19 protein-coding genes are annotated in these 16,074 nt (G+C 66.2%); 2 read left to right on the top strand and 17 right to left on the bottom strand.

What is annotated here, in order from left to right; all coding sequences use genetic code 11:
- Positions 1-71 precede the first annotated feature (71 nt).
- The gene (locus E7V67_016025; protein WUR11219.1) at positions 72-698 is read left to right on the top strand and encodes a PEP-CTERM sorting domain-containing protein; all 627 of its coding nucleotides are present in this window, start codon (positions 72-74) and stop codon (positions 696-698) included.
- Between the two features lie 117 nt (positions 699-815).
- Here E7V67_016025 and flgJ read toward each other — a convergent pair whose 3' ends face one another.
- The 17 genes from flgJ to E7V67_015940 all read right to left on the bottom strand — a co-directional run bounded on the left by flgJ (position 816) and on the right by E7V67_015940 (position 14,691).
- A complete protein-coding gene (gene flgJ / locus E7V67_016020; GenBank protein ID WUR11218.1) occupies positions 816-1,613 on the bottom strand; it encodes a flagellar assembly peptidoglycan hydrolase FlgJ in 798 nt (265 codons plus the stop codon).
- Positions 1,600-2,043 (bottom strand): flagellar export chaperone FlgN, encoded by a 444-nt coding sequence (gene flgN / locus E7V67_016015; GenBank protein WUR11217.1) that lies wholly within the window; start codon positions 2,041-2,043, stop codon positions 1,600-1,602. Before flgN ends, flgJ begins: the two co-directional genes overlap by 14 nt.
- On the bottom strand, positions 2,044-2,346 hold the full coding sequence (gene flgM / locus E7V67_016010; protein ID WUR11216.1) for a flagellar biosynthesis anti-sigma factor FlgM: 303 nt from the start codon (positions 2,344-2,346) through the stop codon (positions 2,044-2,046). It lies immediately after the preceding gene.
- Positions 2,347-2,351: 5 nt separating this feature from the next.
- The gene (locus E7V67_016005) at positions 2,352-3,326 is read right to left on the bottom strand and encodes a flagellar motor protein MotB (GenBank protein ID WUR11215.1); all 975 of its coding nucleotides are present in this window, start codon (positions 3,324-3,326) and stop codon (positions 2,352-2,354) included.
- Positions 3,310-4,218: a flagellar motor stator protein MotA gene (gene motA, locus E7V67_016000; protein ID WUR11214.1), complete on the bottom strand. Its 909-nt coding sequence runs from the start codon at positions 4,216-4,218 to the stop codon at positions 3,310-3,312. The genes E7V67_016005 and motA overlap by 17 nt, the downstream gene beginning before the upstream one ends.
- Before the next feature lie 30 nt (positions 4,219-4,248).
- Positions 4,249-4,920 carry a FliA/WhiG family RNA polymerase sigma factor gene (locus tag E7V67_015995; protein WUR16298.1) on the bottom strand — a complete coding sequence of 224 codons (672 nt, stop codon included), beginning with the start codon at positions 4,918-4,920 and terminating at the stop codon, positions 4,249-4,251.
- A gap of 126 nt (positions 4,921-5,046) precedes the next feature.
- A complete protein-coding gene (locus tag E7V67_015990) occupies positions 5,047-5,562 on the bottom strand; it encodes a flagellar basal body-associated FliL family protein (protein WUR11213.1) in 516 nt (171 codons plus the stop codon).
- 7 nt (positions 5,563-5,569) lie between these two features.
- Positions 5,570-6,787, bottom strand: a complete 1,218-nt coding sequence (locus E7V67_015985) for a flagellar hook-length control protein FliK (GenBank protein ID WUR11212.1) — start codon at positions 6,785-6,787, stop codon at positions 5,570-5,572.
- Positions 6,784-7,095, bottom strand: coding sequence for a hypothetical protein (locus E7V67_015980; GenBank protein ID WUR11211.1), 312 nt, complete (start codon positions 7,093-7,095; stop codon positions 6,784-6,786). The genes E7V67_015985 and E7V67_015980 overlap by 4 nt, the downstream gene beginning before the upstream one ends.
- Positions 7,088-7,477, bottom strand: coding sequence for a flagellar export chaperone FliS (gene fliS, locus E7V67_015975; protein ID WUR11210.1), 390 nt, complete (start codon positions 7,475-7,477; stop codon positions 7,088-7,090). The genes E7V67_015980 and fliS overlap by 8 nt, the downstream gene beginning before the upstream one ends.
- Positions 7,478-7,537: 60 nt before the next feature.
- A complete protein-coding gene (gene fliD / locus E7V67_015970; GenBank protein WUR11209.1) occupies positions 7,538-8,926 on the bottom strand; it encodes a flagellar filament capping protein FliD in 1,389 nt (462 codons plus the stop codon).
- 97 nt (positions 8,927-9,023) lie between these two features.
- The gene (locus E7V67_015965; GenBank protein ID WUR11208.1) at positions 9,024-9,458 is read right to left on the bottom strand and encodes a flagellar FliJ family protein; all 435 of its coding nucleotides are present in this window, start codon (positions 9,456-9,458) and stop codon (positions 9,024-9,026) included.
- Complete coding sequence (gene fliI, locus E7V67_015960; protein WUR11207.1) at positions 9,455-10,765, bottom strand: flagellar protein export ATPase FliI; 1,311 nt, start codon at positions 10,763-10,765, stop codon at positions 9,455-9,457. The genes E7V67_015965 and fliI overlap by 4 nt, the downstream gene beginning before the upstream one ends.
- Entirely contained in the window at positions 10,762-11,466 is a 705-nt protein-coding gene (gene fliH / locus E7V67_015955) for a flagellar assembly protein FliH (protein WUR11206.1), read from the bottom strand. Before fliH ends, fliI begins: the two co-directional genes overlap by 4 nt.
- Positions 11,463-12,503: a flagellar motor switch protein FliG gene (locus E7V67_015950; GenBank protein WUR11205.1), complete on the bottom strand. Its 1,041-nt coding sequence runs from the start codon at positions 12,501-12,503 to the stop codon at positions 11,463-11,465. Before E7V67_015950 ends, fliH begins: the two co-directional genes overlap by 4 nt.
- Positions 12,487-14,283: a flagellar basal-body MS-ring/collar protein FliF gene (gene fliF / locus E7V67_015945; GenBank protein WUR11204.1), complete on the bottom strand. Its 1,797-nt coding sequence runs from the start codon at positions 14,281-14,283 to the stop codon at positions 12,487-12,489. The genes E7V67_015950 and fliF overlap by 17 nt, the downstream gene beginning before the upstream one ends.
- 51 nt (positions 14,284-14,334) lie before the next feature.
- Complete coding sequence (locus tag E7V67_015940; protein ID WUR11203.1) at positions 14,335-14,691, bottom strand: flagellar hook-basal body complex protein FliE; 357 nt, start codon at positions 14,689-14,691, stop codon at positions 14,335-14,337.
- A 533-nt stretch (positions 14,692-15,224) separates the two neighbouring features.
- On the opposite strand from E7V67_015940, the gene E7V67_015935 reads away from it, so the two are divergent.
- Positions 15,225-16,073, top strand: coding sequence for a FliM/FliN family flagellar motor switch protein (locus E7V67_015935; protein WUR11202.1), 849 nt, complete (start codon positions 15,225-15,227; stop codon positions 16,071-16,073).
- Position 16,074: the final 1 nt, after the last annotated feature.

Raw genomic sequence — 16,074 nt, 5'->3', positions numbered from 1 at the left:
CTGCCGGCGGCTGACCCTCGGGTTTTCGCAGCGCCGACCAATCTCGACCGACAGACCTACAGGAAACGACGATGAAACCATTCATGCGACACCTGGCGGCCGGTGTGACCGCCACTTTACTGCTCTTCAATTTCAGCGCTACCGCCCACGCGGCCGTGGCCGACGCCAGCAGTGCCGACGCGACGCTGGCCGGCAGCCCGGCCGACGCCTTCGTGTTCGTTTCGGGCTGGAACCCGCATGCCGGCCCGGATGGCAACCGCAGCGGCCTGGCGCCGGCGTTCGATCCCTACGGCAGCGGCGCCTGGACCTTGCTCGACAAGTACGACCACCGCGCGGATTTCCGCAACCTGGGCCCGCTGCGTTTCACCTTCAGCGAAACCAGCAGCACGACGGGTGTGTGGTCGGTCACCAATACCAGCGCCACGACGGGCGTCACGCTCGATCTCGCGTTCGCCATCCACGCCGGCAGCCCGGGCGCGGCCTGGCTGTTCGACGACCAGGCGATCCTGCCCGGGCAGACGCTGGACGGTACGTGGGAAGTGAGGTGGACCAACCGCGCCGGCGTGCCGCCGGATTTCTCGTCGCTGGCGCTGTTCGGGCGCGACGTGGTGCTGGCGCCGGTGCCGGAGCCGGGGGCGGTGGGGATGGTGCTGGCGGGGTTGGGGGTGTTGTTCCTGCGACGGCGGGAGGAGAACTAACGCTGGGGTCTGTCCCTTCGGGACTGACCCCGAAGTTTGCCAGGGTGTCGGCGGAGTTTGCAAAACTTCGGGGTCAGTCCCCATGGGGACAGACCCCAGACTGCGGCGCCGCAGGTGTCAATACTCCGTCCGCGCGACACGCGCCGCCAGCTTGGCCAGCTTCTGCGCGTACGCGGGATCGGTGGCGTAGCCGCCTTGCTGCAGCCCCTGGGCGAACGCATGCGCGTCGCTGCCCGTGTTCAGGGCCTTCTGGTAGCGCGGATTGGATGCCAGCATGCCGGCATAGTCGCGGAACGCGCTGGCCTGGTCCGGATAGCTGCGGAACTTCTCCACTTTCTTCACCGCCGCGCCGTGCTCGTATTCGGTCGTCATGTTGGCCGCCACGTCGCCCTGCCACGAACCGCCGGCCTTGATGCCGAACAGGTTGTGCGTATCCGCCGTGCCGTTGCGCAGGGGACGCTGGCCCCAGCCCGATTCCAGCGCGGCATGCGCGGCAACGATATCGGGCGAGACGCCCAGCTTGCGCGCCGCTTCCTCGGCATGCGGCCGGATCGACGCCAGGAACTGCTGCTGCAGGTCGCCGTCGATGCCGTGCTGGCCGTTCACCTCCGCCGCGCCGTCGATGGCGCCGTTGCTGTCGGCACCGCCCAAGGCATTGGCGGTCAGGCGCGCGCGCAAGGCCGCCCCGTCGGCCGACAGCGGCGTGGACGAGTCATTGACGAAGCCGCCGCCGCCGTTGCCGATGAAGGCGGCCACGTCGGACTGCACCTGGCGGAACGTGCTGGAGAAGCCGGCGCCGCCGCTGCCGCCAGAGAAGCCGGCGGGCAGGGCGGGGCGGGCCGCCGTCATGTTCGAGGCGGTAGCCGCGGTCGCCTGGGTGGGCTTTGTCGCAAACGTGAAATCAGACCGGTTCATAGAGTTGATCTTCGCCGTGCAGCACGCGCTGCATGATCGTGTATTGTTCGGCCAGCAAGTCGCCGTTGCGCTTGCCGCCGGCCTTGGCCGCACCCACCATCTGCTCCAGCGCGGCCCAGTCTTCCTGCACGCGCGCCCGCGATTCCGGGCGCAGCAGGGCAAAGATCGCCGCCATCGTCGGCGCCGGGCCGGCCAGCACGGTGGCCAGCTCGACACGGCGCGCACGGCGCGATTCCAGGGTGTCCACCAGCGTGCCGATCGCCGCGGCAATGCTGCCGAGGCGCTCGCGCTGGTGCCGGATGGCGGCATCGAACTGCTCGTCCAGCAGTTCCAGCAGCCGGGCGTAGCCGGCCTTGTCGTCTGCCACGCCCTGCAACAGCTGCTGCATCGCTTCCTGGCGCGACAGCGCCGGGACGGTCTTGCCGTTCACTCAATGCTCTCCGTGGAAACGCTGGATCAGGCCCGCGAGCTTGTTCGCATTGAAGGGCAGTTCGCCCTTCGCCAGCGCGTCGCGCAGCATCGCCACTTTCTCGTGGTCGATGTCCGGCATGTCCTTCATCGCCTGCAGGGCCGGCTGCATCACCGCCGACTGCAGGGTTTCCCGGGCAACCTGGGCCGGCGCGCGGACCGATTCGGCCGGCGCGCTGTCGGTAACCGTCTGGACGGCGACGGTACCGGGAGCTCCACTAGAAATACGCATACGTTGACCTCTTGACTTCGTTTCAATTGCCATGTCCGTTACCTCCCGCCGGACTGCAGCTTGTCGCGCAGCTGTTTCAGTACGTTGACATCCGGCAGTTCGGTGTCGACGCCCGGCGCCAATCTTTCTTTATCGCCCGGCATGCCGAACATCGCGGCGATCGCGCTGGCCTGGCCGCGGGTCAGGATCAGCAGTTCGATGCGGCGGTTGACGCCGGCGGCGGCATTCTTCGTATCGAGCGGGGCCCGGTCGGCCATGCCGACGACTTGCAGGACGCTGTCGGCCGGCATGCTGCCCGCGAGCAGCTGGGCCCGCGCGGACATGGCGCGGTTCGACGACAGGTTCCAGTTAGAAAATGCGGAGTGGCTGGTATCCGCATATTGTAGCGAATCCGTGTGGCCAACGATCAGCATTTGGTTCTCCATGCGTGCAAAAAGGGGGCCCATCTGGCGCATAAGTGTCGTAAATTTGCCCGTCGGGATGGCGCTGCCACGCACAAACATGCCTTGTTTATCAGTATCGTGCAGCATCACGCGCAAACCGTAGGGCGTGACCACCGATTGCAGGTTGCTGGCCAGGCCCGCGTCCTGGCTCATTTCCTTGAGCGCTTTGGCAAGTACTGCCAGGTCGTCGGGCGTGTCGTAGCTGACCTTCGATGGCGCCGCCTCCGGGCTGTTCTCCGTGCTTTTCTCGGCCTTGCCGTCGGTGTCCGAATTGCCCGTGCGCGGCATCGGGAAACGCTCGATCAGGCTGCCGCGCGGACCGCCGATCTGCTCCGGCATCACGCCCTTGCCCTGGTCGGTCTTGTTGCCGTCCGACTGGGTCAGGATCTGCTGCAGGCTTTCCGTGTTGCGCGAGGCCATCAGCCACAGCACGAGGAACAGGCACATCAGGGCCAGGCAGAAGTCCGCGAACGCGACCTTCCATGCGCCGCCGTGTTCGTCATGCGCGTGCTTGCCGCCGCCGCGCTTGACGATCGTCATCTCATGGTGTTTATCATGCGGCTTTTGCACGGCCACCTCCTCGGCTGCTGCCGCCGTCGTCGCCGCCTTCCATCGCGGTGATCCAGCTTTCCAGTTGGGCGAAACTCGGCTTGGTGTTCAGCTGCACCAGGCGGCGGCCCGCGTCGATCGCCAGCAGGGCGGGCTTGCCGGCCACGTGCGTCACCAGCACGACCTTGACGATTTCCATCGTCGACGCTTCCTCGCCCACCAGCTGCTTGAGCATATTGCATATCGGGTCGATCAGGCCGTAGCACAGGAAGATACCGATGAACGTGCCGACCATGGCGGCGCCGACCTTCTCGGCGATCTCGCCGGAGGAGGCGCCTTCGCCCACCGTGCCCATCGTGATGACGATGCCCAGCACGGCAGCCAGAATACCGAAGCCCGGCATTGCTTCGCCAATCTTGTTGAGCGACTTGGCCGGCTGCGTCAGTTCTTCGTGGATCAGCTCCAGTTCCTGCTCCAGCACGCCTTCCAGCTCGTGCGCGTTGATCTTGCCCATCGCCATCAGGCGGAAGTTATCGACGATAAACGCCAGCAGCTTGGGCTCCTCCAGCACCAGCGGATAGCGCTGGAAGATGGCGCTGTCCTTGGGCGCCTCGACGTGGGCGTCCAGGGCCTTCAGGCCGCCAGCCGCCAGTTGCAGCAGCTCGTACATCAGCAGCAGCAGCTGGCGCTGGAACTCGGAGTCGTACTTCTTGCGCACGACGATCTTCTTCAGCTGGTGGGTCAGCTCGTGCAGCACGTGGCCCGGGTTGCCCAGTACCAGCGCGCCGGCGCCGGCGCCGGCGATGACGAGCACCTCGATCGGGTGCCAGATGGCGGCGAACGTGCCGCCCATCAGCACGAAGCCGCCGAAGACACTACCGAAAATGATGACAAAACCAATGATCTGCTGCATGGTGAAGTTCCTTTTTTACCGGGCCGGGCTTTACGCCTGCAGCACCGCTTTCATCTTGTTCAGCGCAGCCTTGTTGAGCTGGCATACGCGGGCATCCGTCAGGTCCAGCACGGCCGCGATTTCCTTGTAGCTCAGCTCGAACTCGTAATACATCTGCACGACGCGCTGCTCGCGCTCGTTCAGGCCGTTCAGGGCCTGCTCCAGGCTGCGCCGTACCATCAATTGCTCTTCCGGGCTGGGCGAGTGGCCCGCGCCCATTTCCGACCCTTGCTCCTGCAGCAGGTCGTCGAAGCTGGCCAGTACCTCGGCGTTCTCGTCGAGCTGGTAGGCCATGTATTCGTCGGCCGTGATGCCCAGGCCGGCGATGGCTTCCTGTTCGCTCGGCTCGCGGCCCAGCTTGCGCGTCAGCGCGCGCACGGCGTCGCGCAGCTTGTGGCTCTGCTGGCGCACGGCGCGCGGACGCCAGTCCTGCCGGCGCAGTTCGTCCAGGATGGCGCCGCGGATGCGCAGGCTGGCATAGCTGCCGAAGCCCGCATCGGGCTCGCCGTAGCGGCGCAGCGCTTCCAGCAAGCCCATCAGGCCGATCTGCTCCATGTCCTCGCGGTCGATGGCGCCGGCCACCTGGGAATTGAGCTGGCGCACGATCTTCTTGACCAGCGGCGCGTACGCCAGCAGGTGCTTTTGTTCATCGGCCGGGGTCATTGCCGCGGCCGCGGTGGTTGCGGCGAATGCTTCGCCGTAGCTTTCGCCATAGCTCGCGCCATAGCTTTCGGAATAGTTTTCGGTTGCTACCAACGCCATGCTTGCCTCACTCTCGTTCCAGCCGCATCACTCGATGATCAGCTTGCCGATCATGACTTCCTTGAACGGCTGTTCCCGGCCTTCCTTCTCGTACGTCTCTTCGTAGGCCTTGTTCAGCTCTTCGGCAAACTGGTCGATCGTCATGCCCCGCGCCTTGTCCACCGACAGGTCGGACAGCTGGCGCACCGCCACGCTGCGCAGCAGCGGCAGGTGTTCCTTGGCTTCCTTTTCCTGCTTGACGGGCGTGGCCACGACCAGGTCGGCCGACAGGTAGTGCGACACGTTCTCGCCCTCGCCACGACGCAGCATGACGATGACCTTCTCCACCGTCAGGTACTTCAGCGGCTCGGCTTCCTCGTCCGATTTCTCGTCCTTCTTCTTTTTCTTGGCCTTGTCGCCCTTGGCGTGCTTGCCGTCCTTTACTTCTTCCTCGGCATGCTCGGCATCGGCCTTCGGCGCCGCGAAATACCATACCGCCCCGCCCGCGCCGCCGGCGCACAACAGCGCCACGGCGGCGAAGGCGATGATCATCTTCTTGTTCATTTACTCGTTACTCCCGCTCGGTCAGCATGGCAAAGGTGGAGGAGGGCGTGTCGTCGTCCGACAGGGCACGGCCCGGGCCGCGTTCCTGCTGCTCGCGCTCGCCCTGGCGGCCACCGCCGCCGCCGTCGGCCAGGCCGCGATTGGCGGACGAGGACACCGTCACCGCCACGTCGCTGAACTGGCGTTGCGACAGATCCTGGCGCATGTTGTCGCTGACGTTGTTCAACTGGCGCAGCACATCGCTGTTGCTGGCCGACAGATTCACCTGCAGCGCGCCGGCCGTGTGGCGGATCGAGATCTCGATGCTGCCCAGGTTCGGCGGTTCCAGGCGGATCACCGCGTGTTCGTTGTTGCGCTGCAGTTGCAGCTGCAGGCGGTCGCCCAGGGCGGCGCGCAGCGGCTGCTGCCACTGCTCCGGATTGCCGGCCAGTTTCACCGTGGCGGTCGCGTTGGCGCTCTCCGGCGCGGCCGGAGCCGCCGCCGACATCACGCTGCGGAACGACGGGTTCTGGCCGCTGTCGTCGCGGCGGGCGTTGCTGTCCGACGCCAGGCCGGCATCCTGCGCCACGGCCGTCAGCGGCGCTGCCGCGGCGGTGCCGGTGCCGGTTGCGGCCGGCGTGGTCGCGGGCAGGGCGGTGCGGCCGTTGCCGGCCGCCGGTGCCTCCTCGCCCTGGACCGGCGCGGCGGCGGTTGCCGGCGTGCGCAGGTTGCCCGGCAGCGCCGCGGCCGTGATGGCATTGGCGGCTGCCTGGCGCGCCTGGTCCGACGTGGCGGCCAGCAGCGACAGGTTGCGCACCTGGCCGGCGGCGCCGTCCAGCGCCGCCAGGCCGTTGCCGTTGACGGCAGCGGTGGCCGTGCCGGCGGCTGGCGCGCCGGTCACCGGCGTCGTGGCCGTGTCCGGGCGCGCCACGGCCAGCGCGGCAAAGTTCATCATCGGCAGCATCGCGGCCAGCGGCGCGGCGGCCGCATCCGTGCCTTCCGCTGCGCCTTCGGCCGTGGCCGCGGGGGCGTCGCCCGCGGGTGCGCTGGCGCCCTGCAGGCCGGCCATGTCCAGGCCGGGCACCGCGGCTGCCGCCACGTCGAGCAGTTGCGCGAACAGGGCCGGCAGGCCGGTCGCTTCGGCCTGGCCTTCAACGCCAGGGATACCGGATGCGGGCGCGGGGGTGCCCGGCAGTGTAGTATCGGGAGTCGCGCCACCCGGCGCGGAGGGGAAAGTCATCATCATGCTTCGGTTCCGGCAAAATCGTTATCGAGGGCATAAGCCAGCCAGCCCTCCTTGTGCGTGTTCATGTGCTGCAAATGTTTGCCCAGTTCCGCGCCGGCCGCTGCGACCTTCTGGACCGCTTCGCGGTGCAGCTGGCGCAAGGCGGCCAGGGCCGCCTTTTCGGCTGGCGTCCACTTGCCCTGGGCGGCCATGGCCGGCAAGGAGGACGCCATCAACGTATTGATTTCCGCCAGCGCGTCCCAGTCGGACGCCGCGCTGGCCGCGGACAGGCGCTGGCCCATCCGCAACAACTGCTGTTGCCTATCCATGTTTGGCCTGCACGCCAAGCCAGCCCTGGCGAATCGTCGACAGCAGGCCCACGACCTCGTCGATGATGGCCGGGTCCATGTCGATGCCGGCCCGGTACAGGCGCGCGGCGCAGTAGTCGTACAGGCGGCCGAGGTTGGCGACGACTTCGCCGCCGTTGTCGAAATCGAGCGAGCTGGACAGGCCGTTGATGATCTGCGTGCACTTGTCCAGGCTCGTGGCCTTCAGCTCGTAGCGCTTGCCCACGACGTGGCCGCGCGCCCGCGCCAGCTCTTCCAGCAGGCCGTCGGTCAGGACCAGCACCAGCTCGATCGGCGAGGCGCGCGCGGTCTGCGCGTCCAGGTTGGTCGAGTGGTATTCGCTGTATGCGTCGTGATTCATCATGGGGTCACCGTTCTATGCTTGAATTCTGGGTTGCCCTGCTCGCTCGGCCGGCCGTCAGGCTCAGTTCGATTTATCGCCGAACAGGGCGTCGAAAATACTGGTATTGCTGCCCATCTGCGCTTGCAGCGTCTGCAGCTTGGTAAATTGGTTCAGGTAGCGCACGTAGGCCGACTCGTACTGCTTGTCCAGGCGGGCCTGGCGGTCCATGATCGAGCTCTGCAACTTGGTGTTGTTGTCGCGCCGCTTCGTGATCTGGCCCGTCGACGTGTCCGTCCACTGGTCCATCAGCTTGTCCAGGCTGCCCATGACACCGGACGGCGTGGTCAGGCTGGACGAGCCCATGATGGCATCCAGGCCGGTCGGATTGGCCGCCAGCGCCTTGTCCAGGCGCGTCGTATTCAGGCTCAGCGTACCGTCGCGCTGGGCCGTGATGCCGTAGTTCACCAGGCTGACGCCGCCCACTTCCTGGCGCAGTGCCGCCTGCATGCGCGTGCGCAGCGCCTGCACCCCGGCGTCCGAGCTGAACGCACCGGCCGACTGGCCCTTGACCGCGTCGCCCGAGTTCGTCAGGCCCTGCAAGGTCTTGACCAGCGCGTTCCAGCCGTCCACGAAGCCCTGCAGGTTGGCCTGGGTGCCCGAGGAATCCGTGCCCACCGTCAGGCTGACCGGCTTTTCGCCGGCCGTCTGCGCCTTGTTGAACGTCATCGACACGCCGTCGATGACGTTGTACGTGTTCGAGGCCTGCTGCAGCGGCGTGCCGGTACCCTGGTCGCCCAGCCAGACGATGGCGTCCTGCGCCACCATCAGGTCCTTGCGGTTGCCCGCCAGGCTCAGGGTATCCTTCAGGTTGCCGGCGGGCAGGGCGCTGGCGTCGATCGACACCGTGTTGGCCGCGCCCGTTTCGCTGCCCGTCAGCACCAGCTGCTGGACACCGTTCACCGTCATCGTCGAGGCCGTCACTTTGGCCGTGTTGCCGGACGCGATATTGATCGCCGCCGCCAGCTCCTTCACCGACAGGATGCCGTCGCCGCTCTTGTCCGCCGTCGCCAGGTCCACCGGGAAGCTGGTCGAACCGACCGAGACGGTGATCGTGCCCGCCTCGGCGATGGGCGTGGTATCGCTCAGGTTCTCGTACGAGGCCTGGTTCGCCGTGGCCAGTTGCTCCACGTAGAAGAAATAGTTGCCGGGCGCGGCCGACGTGCTGGCCGAGGCCGTGCCGACGGTCGAGCTGAACGTGGCGGACGTGGCCAGCACCGATTTCTTCAGCGACAGGCCGGACATCACGCTTTCGAACGCGTTCAGCGCCGAGTTCAGGCTCGACAGGGCTTTTTCCGTCGACGTGGCGGCCGAGTTCTGCGTCGTCAGGATCTGCTGGCGGTCCGCGATGTAGGCGGTGGCCAGCTGGGTCGCCGTATTTTTCGGATCGTAGGTTGGTGCGGTCGTTGCCATTTTCGTGCTCCGAGGAAATTATTGAGAGTGTACCTTGGGTAGAAGCGACCAAAGTCACGTTCTCATGAAATTTATTTCCGTATGGATTCAAAACGCCTTATTTTTGGCCCCGCAGCCACAGTTGCGTAGCCAGGTCGTCATGCACTTTGCGTTCTTGCACGTTCTTCGCCGTGGTCACCACCGCCTGCTTTTTCTCCAGCACCTGGCCCAGCACCTCGCGCTTGACGAAGGCCGCCGTCAGCGCCCGTTGCGACACCGCCATGTCGGCCTCGTGCATCGTCAGGTCGAGCCGGTGGCTGTCGGCCATCGCCAGCACGGCCTGCTTGTAGTTGCCGCAGTTGGCGGCCAGGGCGATCGGCAGGGCGCCGGAGGCACCGCTGTTGGTCGCCAGGCTGTGCAGGCGCTCCAGGTTCTTGCGGTAGCGCTCGGCCGTGGCCTGCTTCTCGGCCTGCACGGCCTGCAGCTTTTCCACTTCCGTATTGCGCAGTGCTACCAGGGTCGACAGGTTGCGAATCAGGTTCAGGTCGCTCACTTCATCAGCCTTTCAAGTTGCTCCACGCACGGCGTGTACGGTGCGTCTTCTTTCGTTCCCTGGCACAGGAACGCCTCGATATGCGGGTGCAGCTGGACCGCGCGGTCCGTCACCGGATCGGCGCCGGGCACGTAGGCGCCCAGCGGGATCAGGTCGCGCACGCGGTCGTGCTTGGCCATCGCCGCCTTCAGGGCGCGCGCGGCCAGCATGTGGTCCTTGCTGATGATGCCGTTCATGCAACGGCTGATCGACTGGCCCACGTCGATGGCGGGGTAGTGGCCCCGCTCGGCCAGCGAACGCGTCAGCACGATGTGGCCGTCCAGGATCGCCCGCGCCGTATCGACGATCGGGTCCTGCTGGTCGTCGCCTTCGGCCAGCACCGTGTAGATGGCGCTCATCGAGCCGTCCTCGTGCTCGCCGTTGCCGGCCGATTCCACCAGCTGCGGCAGGTTCGAGAACACCGAGGGCGGATACCCTTTCGTGGCGGGCGGTTCGCCCAGCGCCAGCGCCACTTCGCGCAGCGCCATCGCATAACGCGTCAGCGAGTCCACCAGCAGCAGCACGTTCTTGCCCTGGTCGCGGTAGTGCGCCGCGATCGAATGGCACAGTTCGGTTGCCATCACGCGCATCATCGGCGACTCGTCCGCCGGCGCGATCACCAGCACGGCTTTCTTCAGGCCTTCGGCGCCCAGCGACATGTCGACGAATTCGCGCACCTCACGCGAGCGTTCGCCGATCAGGCCGACGACGACGACGTCCGCCACCGTCTGCCGCGTGATCAGGCCCAGCAGCACGGACTTGCCGACGCCGGAGCCGGCCATCAGGCCCACGCGCTGGCCCTTGCCCAGGGTCAGCATGGAATTGATGGCGCGCACGCCCACGTCGAGCGGCTCTTCCACCGGCTTTTTCTTCAGCGGGTTGACCTTGGGCGGCTGCATTTCCAGCACGTGCTCGCCGGTCAGCTTGCCCAGGCCGTCGATCGGCTCGCCCAGGCCGTTGACCATGCGGCCCAGCCAGCCGTTGCCGATCTGCAGGTTGACCTTGTCGGCGTGCGGCAGCACCCGCGCGCCCGTCGCCAGGCCGATGGCCTTCTTGAACGGCATCAGGTACGACACCTTGTCGCGGAAACCGACCACCTGCGCTTCCAGCCAGCCGCCGTCGACCGTCTCGATCTGGCAGCGCTGGCCCGTGTGCATCGGGCAGCCGACCGCTTCCAGCAGCAAGCCCTGCGCACCCACCAGGCGGCCCGTCGGGGTCGCCATCGGTACGGCGTCGAGCTCCAGTTTGCGCAGTGCGTCAGCGATCATTCGTCGTTCTCGTCTTCGTCATCGCCGCCATCGGCGGCCTGCAGTTGCTTGTCCACTTGTTCCATCACGGCCGCCAGGCGCTGCGTGCAGCCGGCGTCCACTTCGCTGTCGCCGGCGCGGATCCGGCATTCGCCCGGTTCCAGGCGCGCATCGGCGATCAGGTTCCAGCGCTTGGCGCGCTTCGGATCGAGTTCCGTCACACGCTTCAGCTCTTCCGGATTGAGGTAGACGTCGATCTCCTCGCGCGTCGGCGGCATCGAGGCCAGCGTCTCGTCCACCAAGGCCATGATCTGCACCGGTTGCAGCGCCAGCTCGGCGCGGATGACGGAGCGGGCCACCTTGGCGACCAGGTCCACCACTTCCTTGCGCTGCGCCGCGCGGTAATCCGTGCGCAGCTTCTTCAGGCTCTTCAGCATCGCGTCGACGGGGCGGGCCAGCTGGTCGAAGCCGACCAGGGTTTCCTGGCGGCCTTCCTCGCGGCCCTGGGCCATGCCTTGCTCGCGGCCGGCCTCGTAGCCGTCTTCCTGGCCGCGCTGCAGGCCGATTTCATAGCCGTCGCGCTGCCCCTGCTCGTAGCCCTCGCTGATCGACGCCTGCCACTGGGCGGCATCGACCGTCGCACCCTGGCCGCTGCCGCGCTGTCCCGCCGGCGGCGTGTGATGCGACAGCGGTGGGAACCGGTAAGGGCGGAACTGCTTCATTCGACCACCGTCTCGGCAAACAGCTGCACTTCGACTTCGCCGGAATCGGCCAGCGCCTTGACGGTGGCCATGATTTCCTGGCGGCTCGCCTCGATGCGCGACATCGGCACGGGACCGGCGCGGCGCATCATGTCCTCGAAGGCTTGCGCCTGGCGTTTCGGCATCGTCCGCAGCACGGCGTCGCGGATCGACTGCTCGGCGCCCTTCAGCGCGATCGCCCATTGCTCCAGCGGCACTTCCTCGATGATGCGCGACAGCACGGCTTCGGTCTGCGTCGACAGGATCAGGAAGTCGTACATCGACAGCTCGATCTGCTCGACGATCGACGGGTCATGGGCGCGCAGCAGTTCCACCACTTGCGCACGGTTGCCCGGCAGGCGGTTCAGGATCTCGGCCACCTGCTTGACGCCCTCGATGCTGGTGCTCTGCATGTCGAAGGAGGCCAGGCAGCGGTCGACCAGCTCGTCCAGCTCGACCAGGAGGTCGCGGTCGATCTCGTCCAGGCGCGCCAGCGACAGCAGCACCAGGTCGCGCCCTTCCAGCGGCAGGCCATCGATGATCTGGCCGGCCAGCGCGGGCGGCAGGAAGGCCAGGAACACGGCCTGCATGCGCACGTGCTCGTTGGCGATGTAGTCGGCCAGCCACTTCGGCGAGGCCCACTGCAGGCGTGCCATCTTCGGGCGCAGCTCGTCGCCGTAGATATTGTTCAGCACCGTGTTGGCGATGTCGCCGCCCAGCGCCAGGTCCAGCGAGCGCTTCAGGTAGGAGCGCGACGCGCCGTGCACGCCGGACTGCTCGCGGTAGTCGTCGAAGAAGGTCTGGATCGCCGTCTTCACGGCCTCGACCTTGATGCCGCTCATGCGCGACATGACCTGCGTGACTTCCAGCAGTTCCTCGCGGGACAGGCAGCGCAGCACGGCCGCGGCCTGCTCCTCGCCGATCGACAGCAGCACGATGGCGGCCTGCTCGACCGGGGTCAGGTTGGCGCCCTCGACGGGCATCATCTCGTTCGCGTTCATATTATTGAGCTCGGCCATTTTTCTGCATCCACTGTTTGACGACTTCCGCAACACGCTCCGGCTCTTTCTCGGCCAGAACCTTCAGGTGATCGACCATCACATCGACCGGCGAACCGGCAGGCGGCAGATCATAGTTTTCCAGCAGCGGCACCACCGGCATGCCCGACGAGCTCATCTCGACGGCGGCCGGGGCACCGGCCACGACAGTCGCTGCCGGCGTCGTGCCCAGCGCGGCTGGCGTACCGGCAACCGCTTCGGCGTTCACCGGCAGGGCGGCCGCTTCGCCGGCGCGGCGGTCCGCGCCGCTGCGGGTATCGATCGCCAGTGCCGCCGCGCTCGTCGTGCCGGCCGGGGCCAGGCGGTTCGTCAGCAGGCGCAGCAGCGGACGCAGCACCAGGAAGTAACCCAGCAGCGTGGCGATCGCGTAGCTGGCCCAGCCGCTCATGTCGACGATGTTGTCGCGTTCTTCCCACCATTGCACCGGCGCGGCTTTCGGCGGGAAATTCATCGCCGTCACCACCAGCGTGTCGCCACGCTCGGCGTTGATGCCCAGGCCGTTGCGCAACACCTTGTCGATGTTGGCCAGCTCGGCGGCGGTCCAGCCCGTTTTCGGGTTCATGGCGGCCGCTTGGGCCAGCACGACGGCGACGTTCTGGTGTTCCAGGCGGCCGCGGGCACGCTTGGTCTGTACGATACTGCGGTCGTAAGCATACTGGCGCGTGGTTGCATTCTTGCGTGCGGTACCGTCGGGCAGCTGGCCCGGGGCGCCCGGGGCGGCGGCGGCACCGTCGGCACCGGCGGCCGGCGCGGCTGCGGCCGGATCGGCGGCCGCTTGCGGCGGGCGGTTCGACAGCGTGCCCGGCACACCCATCACCATGCGGTTGCGGTCCTGCTCGTCGCGCATCGCTTCGCTGGTGACCTTCGGCGTCTCGCCGTACTTCTCGATGGTTTCCTCGACCTTGTCGTTGTCCACGGAGGCGGTCACGCTGACCTTGAAGTTGTCTTCGCCCATGATCGGACCCAGGAGGCCGCGGATATTGCCCTTGATCTCTTCCTGGATGCGCTTCTGGCTTTCGTTGCCGCTGGCGGTGGCGTCGAAGCCATCGGTCAGGTCGACGCGCGAGGACAGCAGGTTGCCGGCCTGGTCGACCAGGCTGACGCGGGCCGGCGCCAGGCTGGCGACGCTGCCCGACACCATGTTGACGATGGCGGCGATCGATTCGGGCGCCAGGGTGCGGCCCGGCTTCAGGCCGACCACGACCGAGGCGGAAGACTTTTCACCGTCCGACGACACGAACGACGTCGACTTGGCGATCGACAGGTGCACCCGCGCCGAGGCGATCGGGTCCAGCGTCATGATCGACTGCGCCAGCTCGCCTTCCAGGCCGCGGCGGAAGCGCACGTCCTGCACGAATTGCGACACGCCCAGCGGATCGTTCTTGTCCATCAGCTCCAGGCCGGCCGGCAGCTGGGCGGTGACGCCCTTCGAGGCCAACAGCATGCGCACCTTGCCCAGTTGGGCGTCCGGCACCAGCACCTGGCCGCTGTCCGGGTGGATGCGGTAGGGAATCTGCTCCGCTTCGAGCACGCCCATCATGTCGGCCGCGGCGACTTTCTCGCGGGCGCCGAACACGGGCTTGTAGCCGGCCTGGTCCTTCCACAGGAACATCAGGACCAGAGCGGTCACGCCGACTGCGAGCAGCAGCAGCGGATACAGGTTTTTCAGCAGGGCAGGCGGCACCATGCCATTGGGGGCACCACGCCAACGCCCGAAGGCGGACTTGACAGTATTGATCACGTCGGAACTTTCGCTTGAAACAGAGGGAGGATCGGCTGAACTACGGCGAAATTACAGCGGCAGCTTGATGAGCTCGTCGACAGCGCCCATCACCTTGTTGCGAACCTGCATCAACATGGAGAAGGACAGGCTGGCTTCCTGGCTGGCCATCATGGCACCGACCAGGTCGTCACTGCGGCCGGCGTCGACATCGGCCATTTTTGCGCTGGCAGCCTGCTCGGCCGCGTTCACGCCGGAGACGGCGTTCTGCATCGCTTGCGCGAAAGAACCGGTGGAACCACCGGCAAAGGAAGGGTCCGCGAACTGCGCGGCCGGGGCGATCTGGGCCGCATTCTGGGCCAGGTCGGCGGCGGCGTTCTTCAGGGACGCCAGGTCGGCTTGGATCATGCCGGCGATATCGTTTGCCATTTGCTTCTCACTTTCTTGCAACGTTGATCTACGTTTTCCATAGTGCAACCCCAGAGTTGGTGCCAGGGCGGACCGTGGCTGGCTTCAGGGGGTGCTACGGGTCGGTTTTCCGGTCCGGGTTGCCAGCGCTTGCAACCTGATTGGAAAACCGAAAACTGCTGACATAACCTGCATCCGATTATCTGGATGAGCCGCATGATTAATTGCAATCATGCTGAAATAATGTGCCAGGGTCGATTCAGTGCGCTGCATTGTTTCCTGTAAGAGAAACGCTGTTACTTTGGCAAATGTCCTTAATAATCAAACACTAGGCACTGCTTGTCATTTTGCTGCAGGACAGCAGTGTGTTGCTCGGGACAGGGATAAGCTTACCGGGTGGCAACAACACTGTAAAGAGGAATTTGGGGATTTGTGCGTATTGACGCGTGGCAATAACCGAGAATTTCGGGTATTCTACCGTGCCTGGATCGTCCACTTGTATACTTTGCGATACGATGTGAAAAGCAGACGGAATATGCGGACGGATGACACTGATGACTAAAATACAAACGACCGCCAAGCCGCTGGTGCTGGATCCTGCCCTGCTGGGCCGGCCCGTGCACCGGCTGCCGCATTTCGCGGCGCAGCTGCGCGACGACCTGATCGCCGCCCTGCGCCAGGGGCCGGTACGGCGCTACTGGGGCAATTTCGCTGTCGAAGCGGTGGACTTCTCGCGCCTCGACGGCAGCGAAGCGCGCGTGCGCTGGCAGCACTATGCGGCCGGCAGCGGCGTGCTGGGCTTCGCGCTGGAACGTAAGGTGTTGCTGTCCGTGCTGAATAACCGTTATGGTCGTGGCAAGGAAAGCGGTCCCGCGGTGGACGAGGCGACCGTAAAAGTTACAGCGACGGAGGAGCGCCTGGCCGTTGTTTTGGGCCAACAACTGTCGGCAGTCGTGGCCCAGCGCATCGCGGCGAACCTGCCCGGTGTGGACAATCCAGCCACGGCCGAGGTGCACCCGATCGCCGCTTCCTACCCGCCGAAGGGTACGTGGATCGTCACGATGAACGTGCGCGACGGCGAGCTGGAAGGCAAGGTGTGGTTTGCGCTGGACAAGAACCTGATCAGCGACGTATTGCGGGGCGTGTTGCCCGAGCGCGACACGGGACCGAAAGCGCAGAAGCCGGCGAGCCCGCTGGCGCAGCGCATGCAGGTGTCGCTGAACGGCAGGCTGGTCAGCAAGGAAGTGACGCTGGGCGCGCTGTTCGACCTGCGTGTCGGCGACGTGATCCCGGTCAGCCTGCACAGGGCCGATGTGATGCTGGAAGACTCCCGGCTGTTCACGGCCGCGGTGACCGAACACAAGGGAAAACTGTGCCTAACCTCTTTTGAAGACGTCGAATAAT

The sequence above is a fragment of the [Empedobacter] haloabium genome (assembly GCA_008011715.2).
GTDB classification, from domain to species: Bacteria; Pseudomonadota; Gammaproteobacteria; order Burkholderiales; family Burkholderiaceae_D; genus Rugamonas; species Rugamonas haloabia.
Note: the sequence above shows the minus strand (reverse complement) of the source record. Positions and strands in the feature narration are given on the sequence as shown.